General features: G+C 71.8%; 11 protein-coding genes. 3 read left to right on the top strand and 8 right to left on the bottom strand.

From position 1 onward, the window contains the following. Window positions 1-641 (bottom strand): lipoyl(octanoyl) transferase LipB (gene lipB, locus KBX50_RS32150; RefSeq protein WP_210941602.1); only part of this gene is annotated, 641 nt, incomplete at its 3' end. A gap of 87 nt (window positions 642-728) precedes the next feature. Next, window positions 729-2,549: a DUF2079 domain-containing protein gene (locus tag KBX50_RS32145; protein ID WP_210941601.1), complete on the bottom strand. Its 1,821-nt coding sequence runs from the start codon at window positions 2,547-2,549 to the stop codon at window positions 729-731. Between the two features lie 181 nt (window positions 2,550-2,730). On the opposite strand from KBX50_RS32145, the gene KBX50_RS32140 reads away from it, so the two are divergent. Further along, on the top strand, window positions 2,731-3,966 hold the full coding sequence (locus tag KBX50_RS32140) for a PHB depolymerase family esterase (protein WP_307871139.1): 1,236 nt from the start codon (window positions 2,731-2,733) through the stop codon (window positions 3,964-3,966). 126 nt (window positions 3,967-4,092) lie between these two features. Here the strand turns inward: KBX50_RS32140 and KBX50_RS32135 are convergent, their stop codons facing one another. The 5 genes from KBX50_RS32135 to lpdA form a co-directional block, all read right to left on the bottom strand. Beyond that, window positions 4,093-4,992, bottom strand: a complete 900-nt coding sequence (locus KBX50_RS32135; protein WP_210941599.1) for a TIGR01777 family oxidoreductase — start codon at window positions 4,990-4,992, stop codon at window positions 4,093-4,095. Between the two features lie 47 nt (window positions 4,993-5,039). Next, window positions 5,040-6,047, bottom strand: a complete 1,008-nt coding sequence (locus KBX50_RS32130; protein ID WP_210941598.1) for an aldo/keto reductase — start codon at window positions 6,045-6,047, stop codon at window positions 5,040-5,042. A 188-nt stretch (window positions 6,048-6,235) separates the two neighbouring features. Beyond that, complete coding sequence (locus KBX50_RS32125) at window positions 6,236-7,558, bottom strand: low temperature requirement protein A (RefSeq protein ID WP_210941597.1); 1,323 nt, start codon at window positions 7,556-7,558, stop codon at window positions 6,236-6,238. A 194-nt stretch (window positions 7,559-7,752) separates the two neighbouring features. Then, a complete protein-coding gene (sucB, locus tag KBX50_RS32120) occupies window positions 7,753-9,552 on the bottom strand; it encodes a 2-oxoglutarate dehydrogenase, E2 component, dihydrolipoamide succinyltransferase (RefSeq protein WP_210941596.1) in 1,800 nt (599 codons plus the stop codon). Between the two features lie 72 nt (window positions 9,553-9,624). Continuing rightward, the gene (gene lpdA / locus KBX50_RS32115) at window positions 9,625-11,016 is read right to left on the bottom strand and encodes a dihydrolipoyl dehydrogenase (RefSeq protein ID WP_210941595.1); all 1,392 of its coding nucleotides are present in this window, start codon (window positions 11,014-11,016) and stop codon (window positions 9,625-9,627) included. Window positions 11,017-11,195: 179 nt separating this feature from the next. Here lpdA and KBX50_RS32110 point away from each other — a divergent pair, with 179 nt between their 5' ends. Then, window positions 11,196-11,525 (top strand): hypothetical protein, encoded by a 330-nt coding sequence (locus KBX50_RS32110; protein ID WP_210941594.1) that lies wholly within the window; start codon window positions 11,196-11,198, stop codon window positions 11,523-11,525. Window positions 11,526-11,717: 192 nt separating this feature from the next. Here KBX50_RS32110 and KBX50_RS32105 read toward each other — a convergent pair whose 3' ends face one another. After that, entirely contained in the window at window positions 11,718-13,289 is a 1,572-nt protein-coding gene (locus tag KBX50_RS32105; RefSeq protein WP_210941593.1) for a leucyl aminopeptidase, read from the bottom strand. 162 nt (window positions 13,290-13,451) lie between these two features. Between KBX50_RS32105 and gcvT the strand changes: the two genes are divergently transcribed. Further along, window positions 13,452-14,558: glycine cleavage system aminomethyltransferase GcvT (gene gcvT / locus KBX50_RS32100; protein ID WP_210941592.1), on the top strand; the 1,107-nt coding region annotated here is incomplete at its 3' end.

Below are 14,558 nucleotides of genomic sequence, written 5' to 3'. Positions count from 1 at the left end.
GGGGTGGGGAGGAGGGTGGGGAGGTGGCGTTCTACTGCGGGGAGGACGTCGGCGACGGTGATGGGGCGACCGAGCTCGGCGGCGAGGGAGGTGACGCCGGCATCGCGGATGCCACACGGCACGATCCGGTCGAAGTACGCCAGGTCGCAGTCGCAGTTGATGGCGAAGCCGTGCAGCGTGACGCCGCGGGCTACCCGGATGCCGATCGCCGCGACCTTGCGCTCCGGGCCCCGGTCGTCGGCGGGCACCCACACCCCGCTGCGCCCGTCGACCCGGCCCGCGGTCAGCCCGAACTCGGCGCACACGTCGATCAGCAGCTGCTCGACCCGGCGTACGTACGCGACCACGTCGACCGGATCGGGTAGGCGCACGATCGGGTAGCCCACCAACTGGCCTGGGCCGTGCCAGGTGATCTTGCCGCCGCGGTCCACATCGATCACGGGGGTGCCGTCGACGGGGCGGTCCCACGGCTCGGTGCGCTTGCCCGCCGTGTAGACGCTCGGGTGCTCCAGCAGCAGCACGGTGTCGCCCTGCCCGCCGGCGACCACCGCCTCGTGCAGGCGCCGCTGTTCGTCCCAGGCGGCGGAGTAGTCGAGGACACCGGCGCGTACGGCCGTCAGGCCGGAGGTCGTCACGGTCACGCGTCCAGCCTAGACCCGTACCCGCTGGTCTCCAGTGGTGAGCCGGCTCACCGCCGGACCAGCCGGCTCACCACCGGACCGGCCGGCTCACCGCCGGACCTGCCACACCCAGACGTCCTCGACCCGCTCCGGCTCGCCGAAGAGCAGGACCAGGGTGCGGCGGATGGCCTCCTCGTCGACCGGCCACTTGGCACCGTGCACCTGGTCGGCGAGCACCACGGTCTCGATCCGCCAGTGCTCCAGGTCGGCCCGGACCTCTTCGCGGGTGCCCTCGGTGACGATCGGTGGCAGACCGCTGCGGGCGGCCTGGTCGAGCAGCGCGCCGAACGGGCGTGGCACCGGACCGATGCGTCCCCGGTCGTCCGGACCGCCGGGACCGAGGAAGAAACCGGACGGGATGGCGAATTCCCCCTGCCGGTTCGCCAGCGCGTACGCCTGCCAACGCTGGCCGTCGGGGTAGACGTCGAGGGTGAGCGGTGCCGGAGTCAGCACCCCTCCCGGGGAGACGTAGTCCCGCCAGGCGCCGGAGGTGATGAAGCGGGGGATCGGCTCACGTTCGCTGGTCAGCAGCGGAGTGGGGAGCAGCGGCACCAGGGCCACCGCGAAGCCGACCGTCCAGGCCACCGCCGCCGGGCGGCCGATGGGACGTCGACGCAGATGGTCCACCGCGTACGCCAGCAGCAGGCCGATCACCGGCGTCACCACCAGCGCGAACCGGGCGGGCAGCGCGGCGTTCACCACCGGCAGGTGCCCGAGCAGGTCGAAGGGCATCGGCAGGTCGGTGCGCCGGCCGTCGACCTTGGCCACCGGCCCGAACGAGAGCGCGGTGAACACCACCGCGACGATCCCGAGGGCCCACAGGGTGGCCCGTCGACGGGCGTCACCGCCCCGCCACAGCAGCACGAAACAGCCGACGGTGAGCACCAGCAGCGGCAGCCCGAAGAAGGAGTTCTCCTCGGTGGGGTTCGGCGCCAGCGAGGTGCCGAATCCGGCCTCGCCGCCCAGGGAGCGGCGCGGATAGGCGGCGTACGCGGCGATGTCCTCGGAATGGATCACCGCGTCGAAGCCGGTGCCGTGGAATCGCTGCGGCCCGGCGAAGTGCAGCCACAGCGGGTAGGCCAGCAACACCCCGGCGACCACCGCGGTCACCGCCAGCCCGCGCAGGAACGAGGGCAGTACGGCGCGGGCCTCGATCCGGTTGGCCGGATGCAGCGCCCAGACGGCGACGAAGAGCCCGAGCGCCAGCGCGGTGAAGAAGAGTCCCTCGGCGGCGATCGAGAAGGCGACCGCGACGATTACGCCGAGGACGGCGCCGTCCCGCAACCAGTGGCCCGGCCGGCGCAGCGCGAACAGCCGCCACGCCAGCAGTGGCACCAGCCAGCCGGCGGTCCAGTTCAGGTGGGCGTTGGCGTGCGAGACCATCCCGGGGGAGAAGCCGATGAACAGTCCGCCGACGGCCGCGGCGAGCGGGCTGCGGACCAGGTGCCGGGAGAGCAGCCAGTACCAGGCGACGGCGGTGGCGGCCAGGTTGAGGGTGAGGATCACCAGGAAGGTGGCCGACGGGCCGATCAGGTACGTCAGCGGGGCGAAGACCGCCGCGTACACCGTGATCGAGGTGTTGACCGCGAGGTTGACCCCGTCCGGGACGTTGATCAGATAGGTGTAGAGGGGGTTGTCCCCATGGGTCAGCGCGTGCCCGCCGAAGGCCAGCAACCATTCGAACAGCGCCTGGTCGCTGGAGTTGACGGTGATCGCCCGCCCGTTCGGGTCGATCCACAGCCCGCTGGTCACCCAGACGGCGAGCGCCAACGCGACAAGCACCACGGTCAGGTCGGCGCGGCGGTCGCGAGCGATCCGCGACGGCGACGGTGAGGCGGGCGCGGACGCCACGGACGGGGAGGTGGGCACCTAGCGGACGTTACCAACCGCACCGGGACACGCCGGTCAGACCCGGCAGGTAGGCGGCGGCCTGCGCTGCCACACCCGGGCATCGACGAATATGTGCACGGCCGCCATGTCATCGGTGCGACACAACTGCGTAACGTCGCGGCAATCATTGGTGATCCAGCTCACAAACATGGAGGCTCCCGTGCGCCGCACCCGTACCCGGCTCGCCGGTGCGCTGGCCGGGCTGGCCCTGGCCGCCACCGCGCTGGTGGCCGTCGCCGCGCCCGCCCAGGCCGCGTCCCTCACCCAGGTCACCGGCTTCGGCTCCAACCCCGGCAACCTCGCCATGTACGCGTACCGGCCGGACAATCTGCCCTCCGGCGCCCCGGCCGTGGTGCTGCTGCACGGCTGCGCCCAGAACGCCAGCGGCTACTTCGCCAACTCCGGTTGGCAGAAGTACGCCGACCAGTGGCGGTTCGCGCTGATCGTCCCCGAGCAGCGTTCGGCCAACAACTCCAGCTCCTGCTTCAACTGGTTCGAGACCGGCGACACGTCCCGTGGGCAGGGCGAGGCGCTCTCCATCAAGCAGATGGTCGACCACGCCCGATCGGCGTACGGCACGGCCGCCAACCGGGTCTACGTCAGCGGGCTGTCGGCCGGCGGGGCGATGAGCGCCACCATGCTGGCGACCTACCCGGACGTCTTCGCCGGTGGCTCGATCATCGCCGGGCTGCCGCACCGCTGTGCCACCAGCATGATCAATGCCTTCTCCTGCATGAGCCCCGGCGTGGACAAGACCCCCGCGCAGTGGGGTGATCTCGTCCGCAACGCCTACCCCGGCTACTCGGGTACCCGCCCGAAGGTGGCCATCTGGCACGGGACCAGTGACTACACGGTGGCGACGGCGAACGCCACCGAGTCCCGCGACCAGTGGACCAACGTGCTCGGTGTCTCGCAGACGCCCACCAGCACCCGACAACTGCCGGCCGGCACCAGCGTCGAGGTCTACGGCAACGACGTGGTCCGCGTACACCGGGTCTCCGGCATGGGGCACGGCACTCCCGTCGACCCGGGCTCGGGCGCGGACCAGTGCGGCACCGCCGCCGCGTACTTCCTGGACACCATCTGCTCGACGTACCACGACGCGGTCTTCTTCGGCCTGAACGGCGGCACCACCCCGACCCCCACGGTGAGCCCCACGACCAGCCCGACCCCGACGGCGACCCCGACCCCGACCCCGACCGCGAGCCCGACCCCGACCGGCACCCCGACCTGCGTCACCGCCAGCAACTACGCCCACGTCACCGCCGGCCGCGCCTACCACTCCGGCGGCTACGCCTACGCCAACGGCTCCAACCAGCGGATGGGTCTCTACAACACCTTCTACACCACCACCCTGCGCCAAACCGCCCCCAACCACTGGCTCATCGGCTGCTAACCCACCCCACCCCACCCCACCCCACCCCACCCCGTTGATCATGAGGTTAGCGGCAGTCCTGGAGATCATCTTCGCCGCTAACCTCATGATCAACGCGTGCATCCGGGGGGAGGGGTGGGTGGGCGGTTAGTCGTGGAGGGCAGCGTGGAGGGCGGTGGGGAGGTCGGGGTGGCGGAAGGTGAACTGGGCGCGGTTGAGGACGCCGGGGAGGACGCGGGTGCTGGTCAGCGCCTCCTGGGCGAAGCCGCCGAGGGCGACCTTCAGGGCCAGCGCCGGGATCGGGATGACCGCGGGACGGTTCAGTTGGCGGGCCAGCTCGCGGGTGAACTCGGCGTTGGTGACCGGCGCCGGGCCGACCACGTTGACCGGCCCGGCGAGGTCGGCCCGGGCCAGCAGGAACGTGGTGGCGTTGAGCCAGTCGGTCATCGAGATCCACGGAATCCACTGCCGGCCGCTGCCGAGCCGGCCGGCGATGCCCAGCTTGAACGGCAGCAGCTGCGGCTTGAGCAACCCACCGTCGCGGTGCAGCGGCAGCCCGGTGCGCAGCCGCACCACCCGTACCCCGGCGTCCTCGGCCGGCCGGGTGGCCGCCTCCCACACCCGGGCCACGTCGGCGAGGAAACCCTCGCCGGCCGGCGAGTCCTCCTCGACCACCCGGTCGCCGGTGTTGCCGTACCAGCCGATCGCCGAGGCGTTCAGCAGCACCTCCGGCCGGTCGGCCGCCGGCAGCCCGGCGATCGTGGTGGCCAGGGTGGTGGTGGTGTCCACCCGGCTGGACCGGATCAACTGCCGGTACCTGTCGTTCCAGCGCCGGTCGCCGACACCGGCGCCGGCCAGGTTGATCACCGCGTCGGCCTCGGCGACCACCGCCGGGTCCAACTGCGCCGCCGACGGCGACCATCGTCGCTCGTCGGCGGCGCGCGGCGCTCGTCGTACCAGCCGGGTCACCTGGTGCCCGTCGGCCACGAGCAGGTCGACCAGCCGGGTGCCGAGGAAGCCGGACACGCCGGCCATGAGGATCCGCATGCCCTCCATCTTCGGGTACGCGCGGCGACCCGGCCGCGTCGAGTCGGTCACGCTGGCGTGGCGGCCCCGTCCCTACGTAGCTCCGACAGGTGCCGCTCGACCTCGTCGTAGGCGTCGGCGGGCAGTGGCCCGAGGGTGAGCACCCGGGCGTTCTCCTCGACCTGCGCCACCGTGCGGAAGCCGGGAATCGGCACCGTACGCGGGCTGCGGGCCAGCAGCCAGCCGAGCGCGCCCTGAGCGAGGGTACGGCCGTCGGCGGTGAGTGCCGCGCGTACCCGAGCCACCCGCTGCGCCCACTCCGGCGCCGGGCGGCCGTCGGTGAACCAGGGCAACCACTCCGGTGCCCGCCCCCGCACGTCGTCGTCGCCCAGCGACCGGGTCGCGGCGGTGAGCAGCCCCATCGCCAGTGGCCCCCGGTTGATGCTGGCCAGGTCGTACTTCTCGCAGACCGCCAGCAGGTCGGCGTTGTCCCGCAGCACGGACTGGTCGTGCTGGATCGCCGTGCAGTGCGGGGCGGCCGGGGCGAAGGCGGCAGCCGAGGCGGGATAGTCGGTGCTCCACCCGTACGCCCGGATCTTGCCCTGGGTGACCAGGCTCTCCAGCGTGTCGACCAGGTCGAGCGCGAGCGCCGGAGCCAGATCGTTCAGGTGCAGCTGCAACAGGTCGACGTGGTCGGTGTCGAGTCGGCGCAGCGACGCCTCCAGACTGGCCACCGCGTACTCGGGACGGTGATCCTCGCCGGTGGCCCGGCGGGTCGCCTCGTCGGAGGTGAAGCCGAACTTGGTGGCGATCACCACCCGGTCGCGCCGCCCGGCCAGCGCCCGACCGAGCACCCGCTCGCTGTGCCCGGCCCCGTAGTTGCTGGCCGTGTCGAAGAAGGTCACCCCGTGCTCGATCGCCGCGTGCACGGCCCGCACCGACTCCTCGTCGTCCACCTCGCCCCAGCCCAACGGCTGCCGGTCGTCCCCCCACAGCGGCCCGCCGATCGCCCAGCAGCCCATGCCGATGGCGCTGACCTCGATCCCGCTGCGACCCAGTTTCCGTGTCGTCGTCATGCCGCCCAGCGTCGCGCTTGGAGCGCACTCGAAGTCAAGCGCGCTCAGGCGACCTCGTCGGTGGCCGCGCCGGACCTCCCCGTGTTGCTGCACGAGATGCCGCATCTCGCGCCCTCAAATCGCCGGCAATCACCCAACATGCCGCACGTCGTGCCGCGCAGCGGCTTCGACTGGCCGTGTCGTACGGGTCAGGTCGTGCCGGGGGGTTGGCCGTGCCAGCGGGCGCGGTAGGCGGCCTCGTGGGTCTCGTGGGTGGTGCGTTCCGCGAAGACCGCGGCGCGCAGCGTGTGCCGGGCCTCGGACATCAGCACCACTTCGGCGAAGACCAGGCCGACGCAGATCGCGGTGAGCAGCCCGAGGGCGACCAGCCCGGGCATCGGCATGGCGACCGGGATCGCGGCGAGCAGCACGACCAGGGTGGCGACCCGGGTCCAGCTCAGCGTGTGCAGGGTGCGTAGCTGGAATGCCATGTTCCCGAGCAGGTAGAGGAACACCCCGCCGAACAGCATCGGCACGTTCGGCCCGTGCGCCGGTTCGGTCACCGGCACGCCGGGCTCGGCGATGTCGTGCACGATGCCCTCGGCGCCGAGGGCGAACAGGATGATCCCGGCGATCATCGGCAGGTAGAGGTACGCGTAGGCGTCTCGGGCCATCAGCACCCGGGCGCGACCCAGGCTGGCGTGCAGGGCGATCCGGGCGGCCGGGCCGATCAGGTCGTAGTGCACCCACCAGAGGGCGGCGGTGAAGAAGATCCCGAAGACGGCGGCGGTCACCCCGGGCCAGGTCGGTGCCTGGCCGAGCAGGTTGCTGCCGACGCCGACGGAGATCACCGACTCGCCGAGCGCGATGATCAGGATCAGGTCGTACCGCTCGGTCCAGTGCTCCGCCGAGGTCACCTGCCAGCCCCAGGTACGGGCCAGCAGCCCGGTGCCGTACTGGAGCAGCACCACGCTCACCCAGAGCGCGTCGCGGACGAACGCGGCCGTCCCGGCATCGCCGATGTGGGTGGGTAGCAGGGCGGCCACCAGCAGTAGCGCGGTGCTCAGCGCCAGCTCCGGGGCATACCGGAGCAGTTGCCGGCGTTCCGCCGGGTTGTCGCGTACGACGTGTAGGAACAGGATCAAATGGATGGCCCGGATGACCACGTAGCTGACCGCGACCACGATCGGCCCGGCCTCCTCCTTGTGGTCCTGGAACGCCTGTGGCAGGGCCAGGGCGAAGCAGAACAGCGCGGCCATCGAGACGACCATCAGCACCGGCACGAAACCCTCGCCGATGCGGATGCGGGTGGCCACCACCGTGTGCACCACCCAGCACCACCAGAGCACGGCCAGCACCAGCGAGGCGTGCAGCAGTTGGGTCCCGTTGATGTTGGCGGCGGTGGCGCGGGTGATGATGAAGAACGAGAAGACGAAGACCAGGTCGAAGAAGATCTCGAACTTGTCGACCCGGGCGCCGGGTGCGATGCCGACGGCCGGCCCGAGCCGTCCCCGCCAGCCCACGTCGCCCACGGGCTGAGTCTGGCAGCGTCTACCTGGGCGTACGCCCGTTTCCGATCAGTCAGGCCGGCGGTACCGCAGGCCGTCCATCAGCAGGTCGAGCAGGCGTCGGGCCCGGTCGCGCTCTTCCCGGTCGCCGACGGTGGGAAGGAACAGCAGAGCGCCCCGGTCCACGTGGACCGGGGCGCTCTGCTGTTCGACTCGGGCTACAGGCCCAGTTCGGCTTCGAAGTTGCCGGTCTCCAGGCGCTCCTTGACCGCGGTCAGGAAGCGGGCCGCGTCGGCGCCGTCGATCAGCCGGTGATCGTAGGACAGGGCCAGGTAGACCATCTGGCGTACCGCGATGACCTCGCCCAGATCCGGGTCGTTCACCACGACCGGACGCTTGACCACGGCACCCGTACCCAGCATCGCCGACTGCGGCGACGGCACGATCGGGGTGTCGAAGAGAGCGCCCCGGCTGCCGGTGTTGGTAAGCGTGAAGGTCGCACCGGCGATCTCGTCGGGGCTGATCTTGTTGGTCCGGGTCCGCTCGGCCAGGTCGGCGACCCGCTTGGCGATACCGCCCAGGTTGAGGTCACCGGCGTTGTGGATGACCGGCACCAGCAGGCCCCGCTCGGTGTCCACCGCGATGCCGAGGTTCTCGGCGTCCGGGTAGGTGATCGTCCCGCCGTCCAGGTCCATGCTGGCGTTGACGATCGGGTACGCCTGAAGCGCCTCGATGGCCGCGAGAGCGAAGAACGGCAGGAACGACAGCTTGACACCGTGCCGCTGCTGGAACGACTCCTTGGCCTGCGCCCGCAGCTTGGCGACCTTCGTGACGTCCACCTCGACCACCGTGGTCAGCTGCGCCATCTCGTGCAGCGACGAGAGCATCCGCTTGGCGATGGCCGCGCGAATGCGCGGCAGCTTCTCGGTGGTGCCCCGCTTGGCGCTCGGCTGCGGCTTGGCGGCTGGCTTGGCCGGTGCGCCCGCCGCCGGCTGTGCTGCCGCCGGTGCCGGCGCGGCCTTGGCCGCCTTGGCCTTCTCAGCCGCGTCCAGCACGTCCTGCTTGCGGATCCGACCGCCGACACCGGTGCCATTGACCGAGGCGAGGTCCACGTTGTGCTCGCTGGCCAGCTTGCGTACCAGCGGGGTCACGTAACCGGCCGCCTGCTCGCCGCCGTTGGACGGCGCCGCCGCGCGCTGCGGGGCCGCGGCCGGCGGCTGCGCCGCCTGCTCGGCCTTGACCGGCTCCTGCGCGGTCTCGGCCTCGGCGGCCGGCTCGTTGTACGACATGCCGGGCGTCGGCTCGGAGACCTGCGGCTCGGGCTTCGGCTCGGGCTTCGCCTCCGCCGCGGGCTTCGGTTCCGGCTTCGCCTCGGCCGGCGCGCCACCGGCGGCACCAACCACGGCCAGGGTCGCGCCGACCTCTGCGGTCTCGTCCTCGGCGACCTTGATCTCCAGGACGGTGCCGGCGACCGGCGAGGGGATCTCCGTGTCGACCTTGTCGGTGGAGACCTCCAGCAGTGGCTCGTCGACCTCGACGGTCTCGCCGACCTGCTTGAGCCAGCGGGTGACCGTACCCTCGGTCACGCTCTCGCCCAGGGCCGGCATCTGCACCGGAGTGCCCTCGCCCGACGGCGCCGGGGCCGCCTGCGCCGGCTGCTCGGCCGGCTCCTCGACGGCGGGCTGCTCCGCCTCGGCCTCCGGCTCCGCCGCAGCCTCGGCGGCCTGCTCGGCGGGGGCCTCCTGCTGCTGCGGGGCGGCTCCGCCGCCGGCCGACTCGCCCTCGCCGGAGATCACCGCCAGCTCGCTGCCGACCTCGGCCGTCTCGTCCTCGCCCACCACGATCCGGGTCAGCACCCCGGCCGCCGGGGACGGGATCTCGGTGTCGACCTTGTCGGTGGAAACCTCGAGCAGCGGCTCGTCGACCTCGACGGTGTCGCCCTCCTGCTTGAGCCAGCGCGTGACGGTGCCCTCGGTGACGCTCTCGCCGAGCCGGGGCATGGTGACCGATACCGGCATGTTCTCCAGACTCCTTCATTTCCCTGGTGGGGGGAGCGCCGCCCGTCGCCGGACGCCGCGGGTACGTCGTGGTCAGGCGTGCGCGTGCAGCGGCTTGCCGGCGAGCGCGAGGTGCGCCTCGCCCAGAGCCTCGTTCTGCGTCGGGTGGGCGTGCACGAGCTGCGCCACCTCGCCCGGGTACGCCTCCCAGTTGTAGATCAGCTGCGCCTCGCCGACCAGTTCGCCGACCCGCGCGCCGACCATGTGCACGCCGACCACCGGGCCGTCCTCGACCCGCACCAGCTTCACGAAACCGGCCGTCTTGAGGATCTGGCTCTTGCCGTTGCCGCCGAGGTTGTAGTTGTAGGTCTTGACCTTGTCGGCGCCGTACTGCTCCTTGGCCTTCGCCTCGGTGAGGCCGACCGACGCCAGCTCCGGGTCGCTGTAGGTGACCCGGGGAATGCCCGCCTCGTCGATCACCGCCGGGTTCTGGCCGGCGATCTCCTCGGCGACGAAGATGCCCTGCTGGAAGCCGCGGTGGGCGAGCTGGAGACCGGGCACGATGTCACCCACGGCGTAGACGTTCGGCACGTTGGTGCGCAGCCGCTCGTCGGTCAGCACGTAGCCCCGGTCGACCTTCACGCCCTGCTCCTCGTAGCCGAGGTTGGCGGTGTTCGGGCCCCGGCCGACCGCGACCAGCAGCAGCTCGGCCTCGACGGTGTCGCCGCCGGCGATGGTCACCTTCACGCCGTTGTCGGTCTTCTCGACCTTCTCGAACGGCTTGCCGACCTTAAAGTTGATCTTCCGCTTGCGGAAGGCCCGCTCCAGCGCCTTCGACGACTCCTCGTCCTCGGCGGCGACCAGCCGGGGCAGCGCCTCGATGATCGTCACGTCCACCCCGAAGGACTTCCACACGCTGGCGAACTCGACGCCGATCACACCGCCGCCGAGCACGATCGCCGAGGCGGGAACCCGGTCCAGGGTCAGGGCGTGGTCGCTGGTGATGACCCGCTCACCGTCGATCTCCAGGCCCGGCAGGCTCTTGGCGTACGACCCGGAGGCCAGCACCACGTTGCGGCCGGTGTACCGCTTGCCGTCCACCTCGACCGCGTTCGGCGCGACAAGCTTGCCGTGCCCCTCCACGATCGTGATCGACTTGTTGCCCTTGAGCATGCCCTGCAGGCCCTTGTAGAGCCGCGAGATCACGCCGTCCTTGTACGAGTTGACCCCCGCCATGTCGATGCCGACCAGCTCGGCCTTGATACCGAACTGCTCCGACTCGCGGGTCTGGTCGGCGATCTCGGCCGCGTGCAGCAGCGCCTTGGTCGGGATGCATCCGTTGTGCAGGCAGGTGCCACCGAGCTTGCCCTTTTCCACAAGCGCCACGGAAAGACCCAACTGGGTGGCGCGCAGTGCGGTCGCGTAACCGCCGCTACCACCTCCGAGGATGACGATGTCGAAGGTTGCGTCGTTCGGCTCGCTCACGTCCAACTCCCAGGTCGCTTCGCTGCATCGGGGGTCACGGCGGGGTAACACGGACACACCCCACCTCGGCCATCTTGTCACCACCGCGTCGCACCCGCGTACCGAGGTGCCCAACGACACGTCGCCGCCACGTACCCTTGGCTCTGCCTTCGATACGCCACGACTGGGGAGACGGCTCGGTGGGACTGTTCCGGCGAAGCAAGCGACCACGCGCGGCTGACCCTGACCGTACGGCTAATCGTGCCGATCTGGAGCACCTTGAGAACTTCGTCCGCACCCGCAAGGGCGTCGAGGCGTACATCGAACCGCGTACCACCGTCACCGAGACCACGGTGATCCTGATCGCCGACGACGGCGAGTGGACCCGACGCCGGATCGACGGGCCGGACGGCGCGCGGCGGTTCGCGTACCGGCTGAGCATCCCGATCTACGACGTGGCGCTGATGGGCTACCCGCAACGCATGCGCGACTACAACGAGCGCCGCAAACGCCGCCCCGAGCGGTACTGACCGCTCCCGCCGCGCCGCGTCCCCGCGCCACCCCGTGCCGCGCGCTGCCACCGGGAGGCGGCAGTTGCGGGGAAGTTGCTGCCTCCCGGCGCGTGGGCACAGCAACTTCCCCGAAACTGATCGAATCTTGCGCAGCCCGCGCAGCCCGCGCAGCCCGCGCAGCCCGCGCAGCCCGCGCAGCCCGCGCGGGACTCAGCCGTTGGCGGCCACGTCGTCGATCAGGTGCAGCAGGGTGCGGACCGGGACACCGGTGCCGCCCTTGGTCCAGTAGCCGGTCGCCTCGCCCGCGTGGTACGAGGGGCCGGCGATGTCGATGTGCGCCCAGGCGACGTCGTCGGTGACGAACTCGCGCAGGAAGACCCCGCCCTGGAGCATGTGACCGGCCCGGTCCATGCCCGCGTTGACCTGAGAGATGTCGGCGACGTCGGAGTCCATGCCCTTGCGCACGTCGTCCGGCAGCGGCATCGGCCAGGCGGGCTCGCCGACCGCGTCACCGGCACCGCGGACCCGCTCGCACAGCTCGGCCGTACCCATCACGCCGGAGATCCGCTTGCCCAACGAGACGACCTGACCGCCGGTCAGGGTGGAGGTCTCGAACAGGTAGTCGCAGCCGTCGGCGCAGGCCCGGGCCATCGCGTCACCGAGGATCATCCGGCCCTCGGCGTCGGTGTTCAGCACCTCCACCTTCTTGCCGTTGAACATGGTGATCACGTCGCCGGGCCGGTACGAGGTCCCGGACGGCATGTTCTCCGCCATCGGCACGTACCCGGTCACCGCCACGGACGGCTTCAGCTCGGCCACCGCCAGCATGGTGGCCGCCACCGCCGCCGCCCCGGCCATGTCGGACTTCATCTCCCACATGCCCTGGGCTGGCTTGATCGAGATGCCACCGGTGTCGAAGGTGATGCCCTTGCCGACCAGGGCGACCCGCTTACCGGTGCCGCCACCGTCCGGGGTGTAGGTCAACTTGACCAGTCGCGGCGGAGCCTCCGAGCCCTGACCGACGGCGATGATGCCGCCGTACCCGCCCTCGCGCAGAGCGACCTCGTCGAGCACCTCGACGTCGAGACCGGCCGCCCGACCCGCCTCGGCGACCGCGTCGGCGAAGGCCGGCGGGCGCAGCTCGTTCGGGGCGATGTTGACCCAGTCGCGGGTACGCCGGACCGCGCCGGCCACCGTCTGCGCCCGGACCACCTCGGCCTGTGCCGCCGCGTCCGCGGCGTCCGGTACGGCCACCAGCACCTCGGCGACCGGCTCGCGGCGGGTCGGCTGCGGACGGGTCTTGTACCCGGCGAAGCGGTAACCGCCCAGCAGCGCGCCCTCGGCGACCGCGCGCAGCGCGTCGGCGGCGTCGGCGTCGTCCGGCAGCGGCAGCGTCATCGCCACGCGGGCCGAGCCGGCCAGAGCACGCACGGCAGCGCCCGCCGCCCGGCGCAGCGTCTCCGGGGCGGGTGCCGCACCACTGGGCTCCGGGCCGAGGCCGACGGCGGCGAGCACCGGCGCGGTGACCGTGCCCAGCGTCGCCAACTTGATCACCTCGCCCGGGCCGCCGGTCGCGCCGAGCAGTGCCAGCGTCTCGGTCAGCTTGCCGTCGAAGGCGGCGGCGATGCTCTCGGCGCCGCTGGCGAGCAGCAGGGTGCCGGCGAGGCCGCTGGTGGCGTCCTGCTCGCCGGTCGTACTGTGCACGCCGATCACGATCGCGTCGACGGCGAGCTCGGCGGGGTCGGTGTCGACCAGGCTCAGGGTGGTGCTGGGCGATGTCACGGAGGCTGCTCCCGGGCGGGCCGGGCCGGTCGCGTGGTGGCGTACCGGCGATGGAGTTCCCCGGCGGATGATTACCCGCCGGACGTCATTGCTGCCCCGCCGGGTCATCCGGCGGTCCCGCCGATGCTAACCAGCCCGGTGCGTCCCGGTAAGTTGCCACCCATGACCGAGGTGACCACCGACGCCGCCGCGACCCGGCTGCGTCGTTCTCCGCTGGCCGGCCGGCACACCGCGCTCGGCGCCAAGTTCGCTCCGTTCGGCGGCTGGGAGATGCCCCTGGAGTACGCCGGCGGCGGGGTGTTGCGCGAGCACACCGCAGTGCGTACCGATGTCGGGGTGTTCGACGTGTCACACCTGGGCAAGGTGCGGGTGACCGGGCCGGGGGCGGCGGAGTTCGTCAACGCGTGCCTCAGCAACGACCTGGGCCGCATCGGGCCGGGCCGGGCGCAGTACACCCTCTGCTGCGACGAGGCGACCGGTGGGGTGGTGGACGACATCATCGCCTACCTGCACGCCGACGACCACGTCTTCCTCATCCCGAACGCGGCGAACAGCGCCGAGGTGGCACGCCGGCTGCGCGCCGCCGCGCCGCCGCAGGTCACCATCACCGACGAACACGAGGGGTACGCCGTACTGGCCGTGCAGGGGCCCCGGTCGGCGGAACTGCTGAGCGGGCTCGGTCTGCCCACCGGGCACGGGTACATGAGTTTCACCCGGGCGGCGCTCGGCCCGGTCGAGCTGACCGTGTGTCGTACCGGCTACACCGGCGAACTGGGCTACGAGTTGGTGGTCCCGGCCGACGACGCGGTCGCGGTGTGGGACGCGTTGTTCGCCGCCGAGCCGGCGCCGCAGGCGTGTGGGCTGGCCGCCCGGGACACGCTGCGCACCGAGATGGGGTACCCGCTGCACGGGCAGGACCTCTCGCTGGAGATCACGCCGGTGCAGGCCCGCTCCGGTTGGGCGGTCGGCTGGGACAAGCCGGCCTTCTGGGGCCGCGACGTGCTTGTCGCGGAGAAGGCCGCCGGTCCGGCGCGTACGCTGCGCGGCCTGGTCGCCGTCGACCGCGGCATTCCCCGCCCCGGCATGCCCGTGTACGCGGGCGACACCCGGGTCGGCACGGTGACCAGCGGCACCTTCAGCCCGACCCGGAAGCAGGGCATCGCTCTCGCCCTGATCGACACCGCCCCCGCCCTGCCCGACGGCGCCGAGCTCCACGTCGACATCCGCAACCGCCGCACCCCCGCCCACCTAACCCGCCCCCCCTTCATC

Source organism: Micromonospora sp. C51 (assembly GCF_018070435.1).
GTDB lineage: Bacteria > Actinomycetota > Actinomycetes > Mycobacteriales > Micromonosporaceae > Micromonospora > Micromonospora sediminimaris.
Note: the sequence above shows the minus strand (reverse complement) of the source record. Positions and strands in the feature narration are given on the sequence as shown.

Excerpts from the sequence above, each read along its gene's own strand:
- KBX50_RS32135 (WP_210941599.1), bottom strand. The coding sequence starts at position 4,992 with ATGCGGATCCTCATGGCCGGCGTGTCCGGCTTCCTCGGCACCCGGCTG.
- KBX50_RS32130 (WP_210941598.1), bottom strand. The coding sequence starts at position 6,047 with ATGACGACGACACGGAAACTGGGTCGCAGCGGGATCGAGGTCAGCGCC.
- sucB (WP_210941596.1), bottom strand. The coding sequence starts at position 9,552 with ATGCCGGTATCGGTCACCATGCCCCGGCTCGGCGAGAGCGTCACCGAG.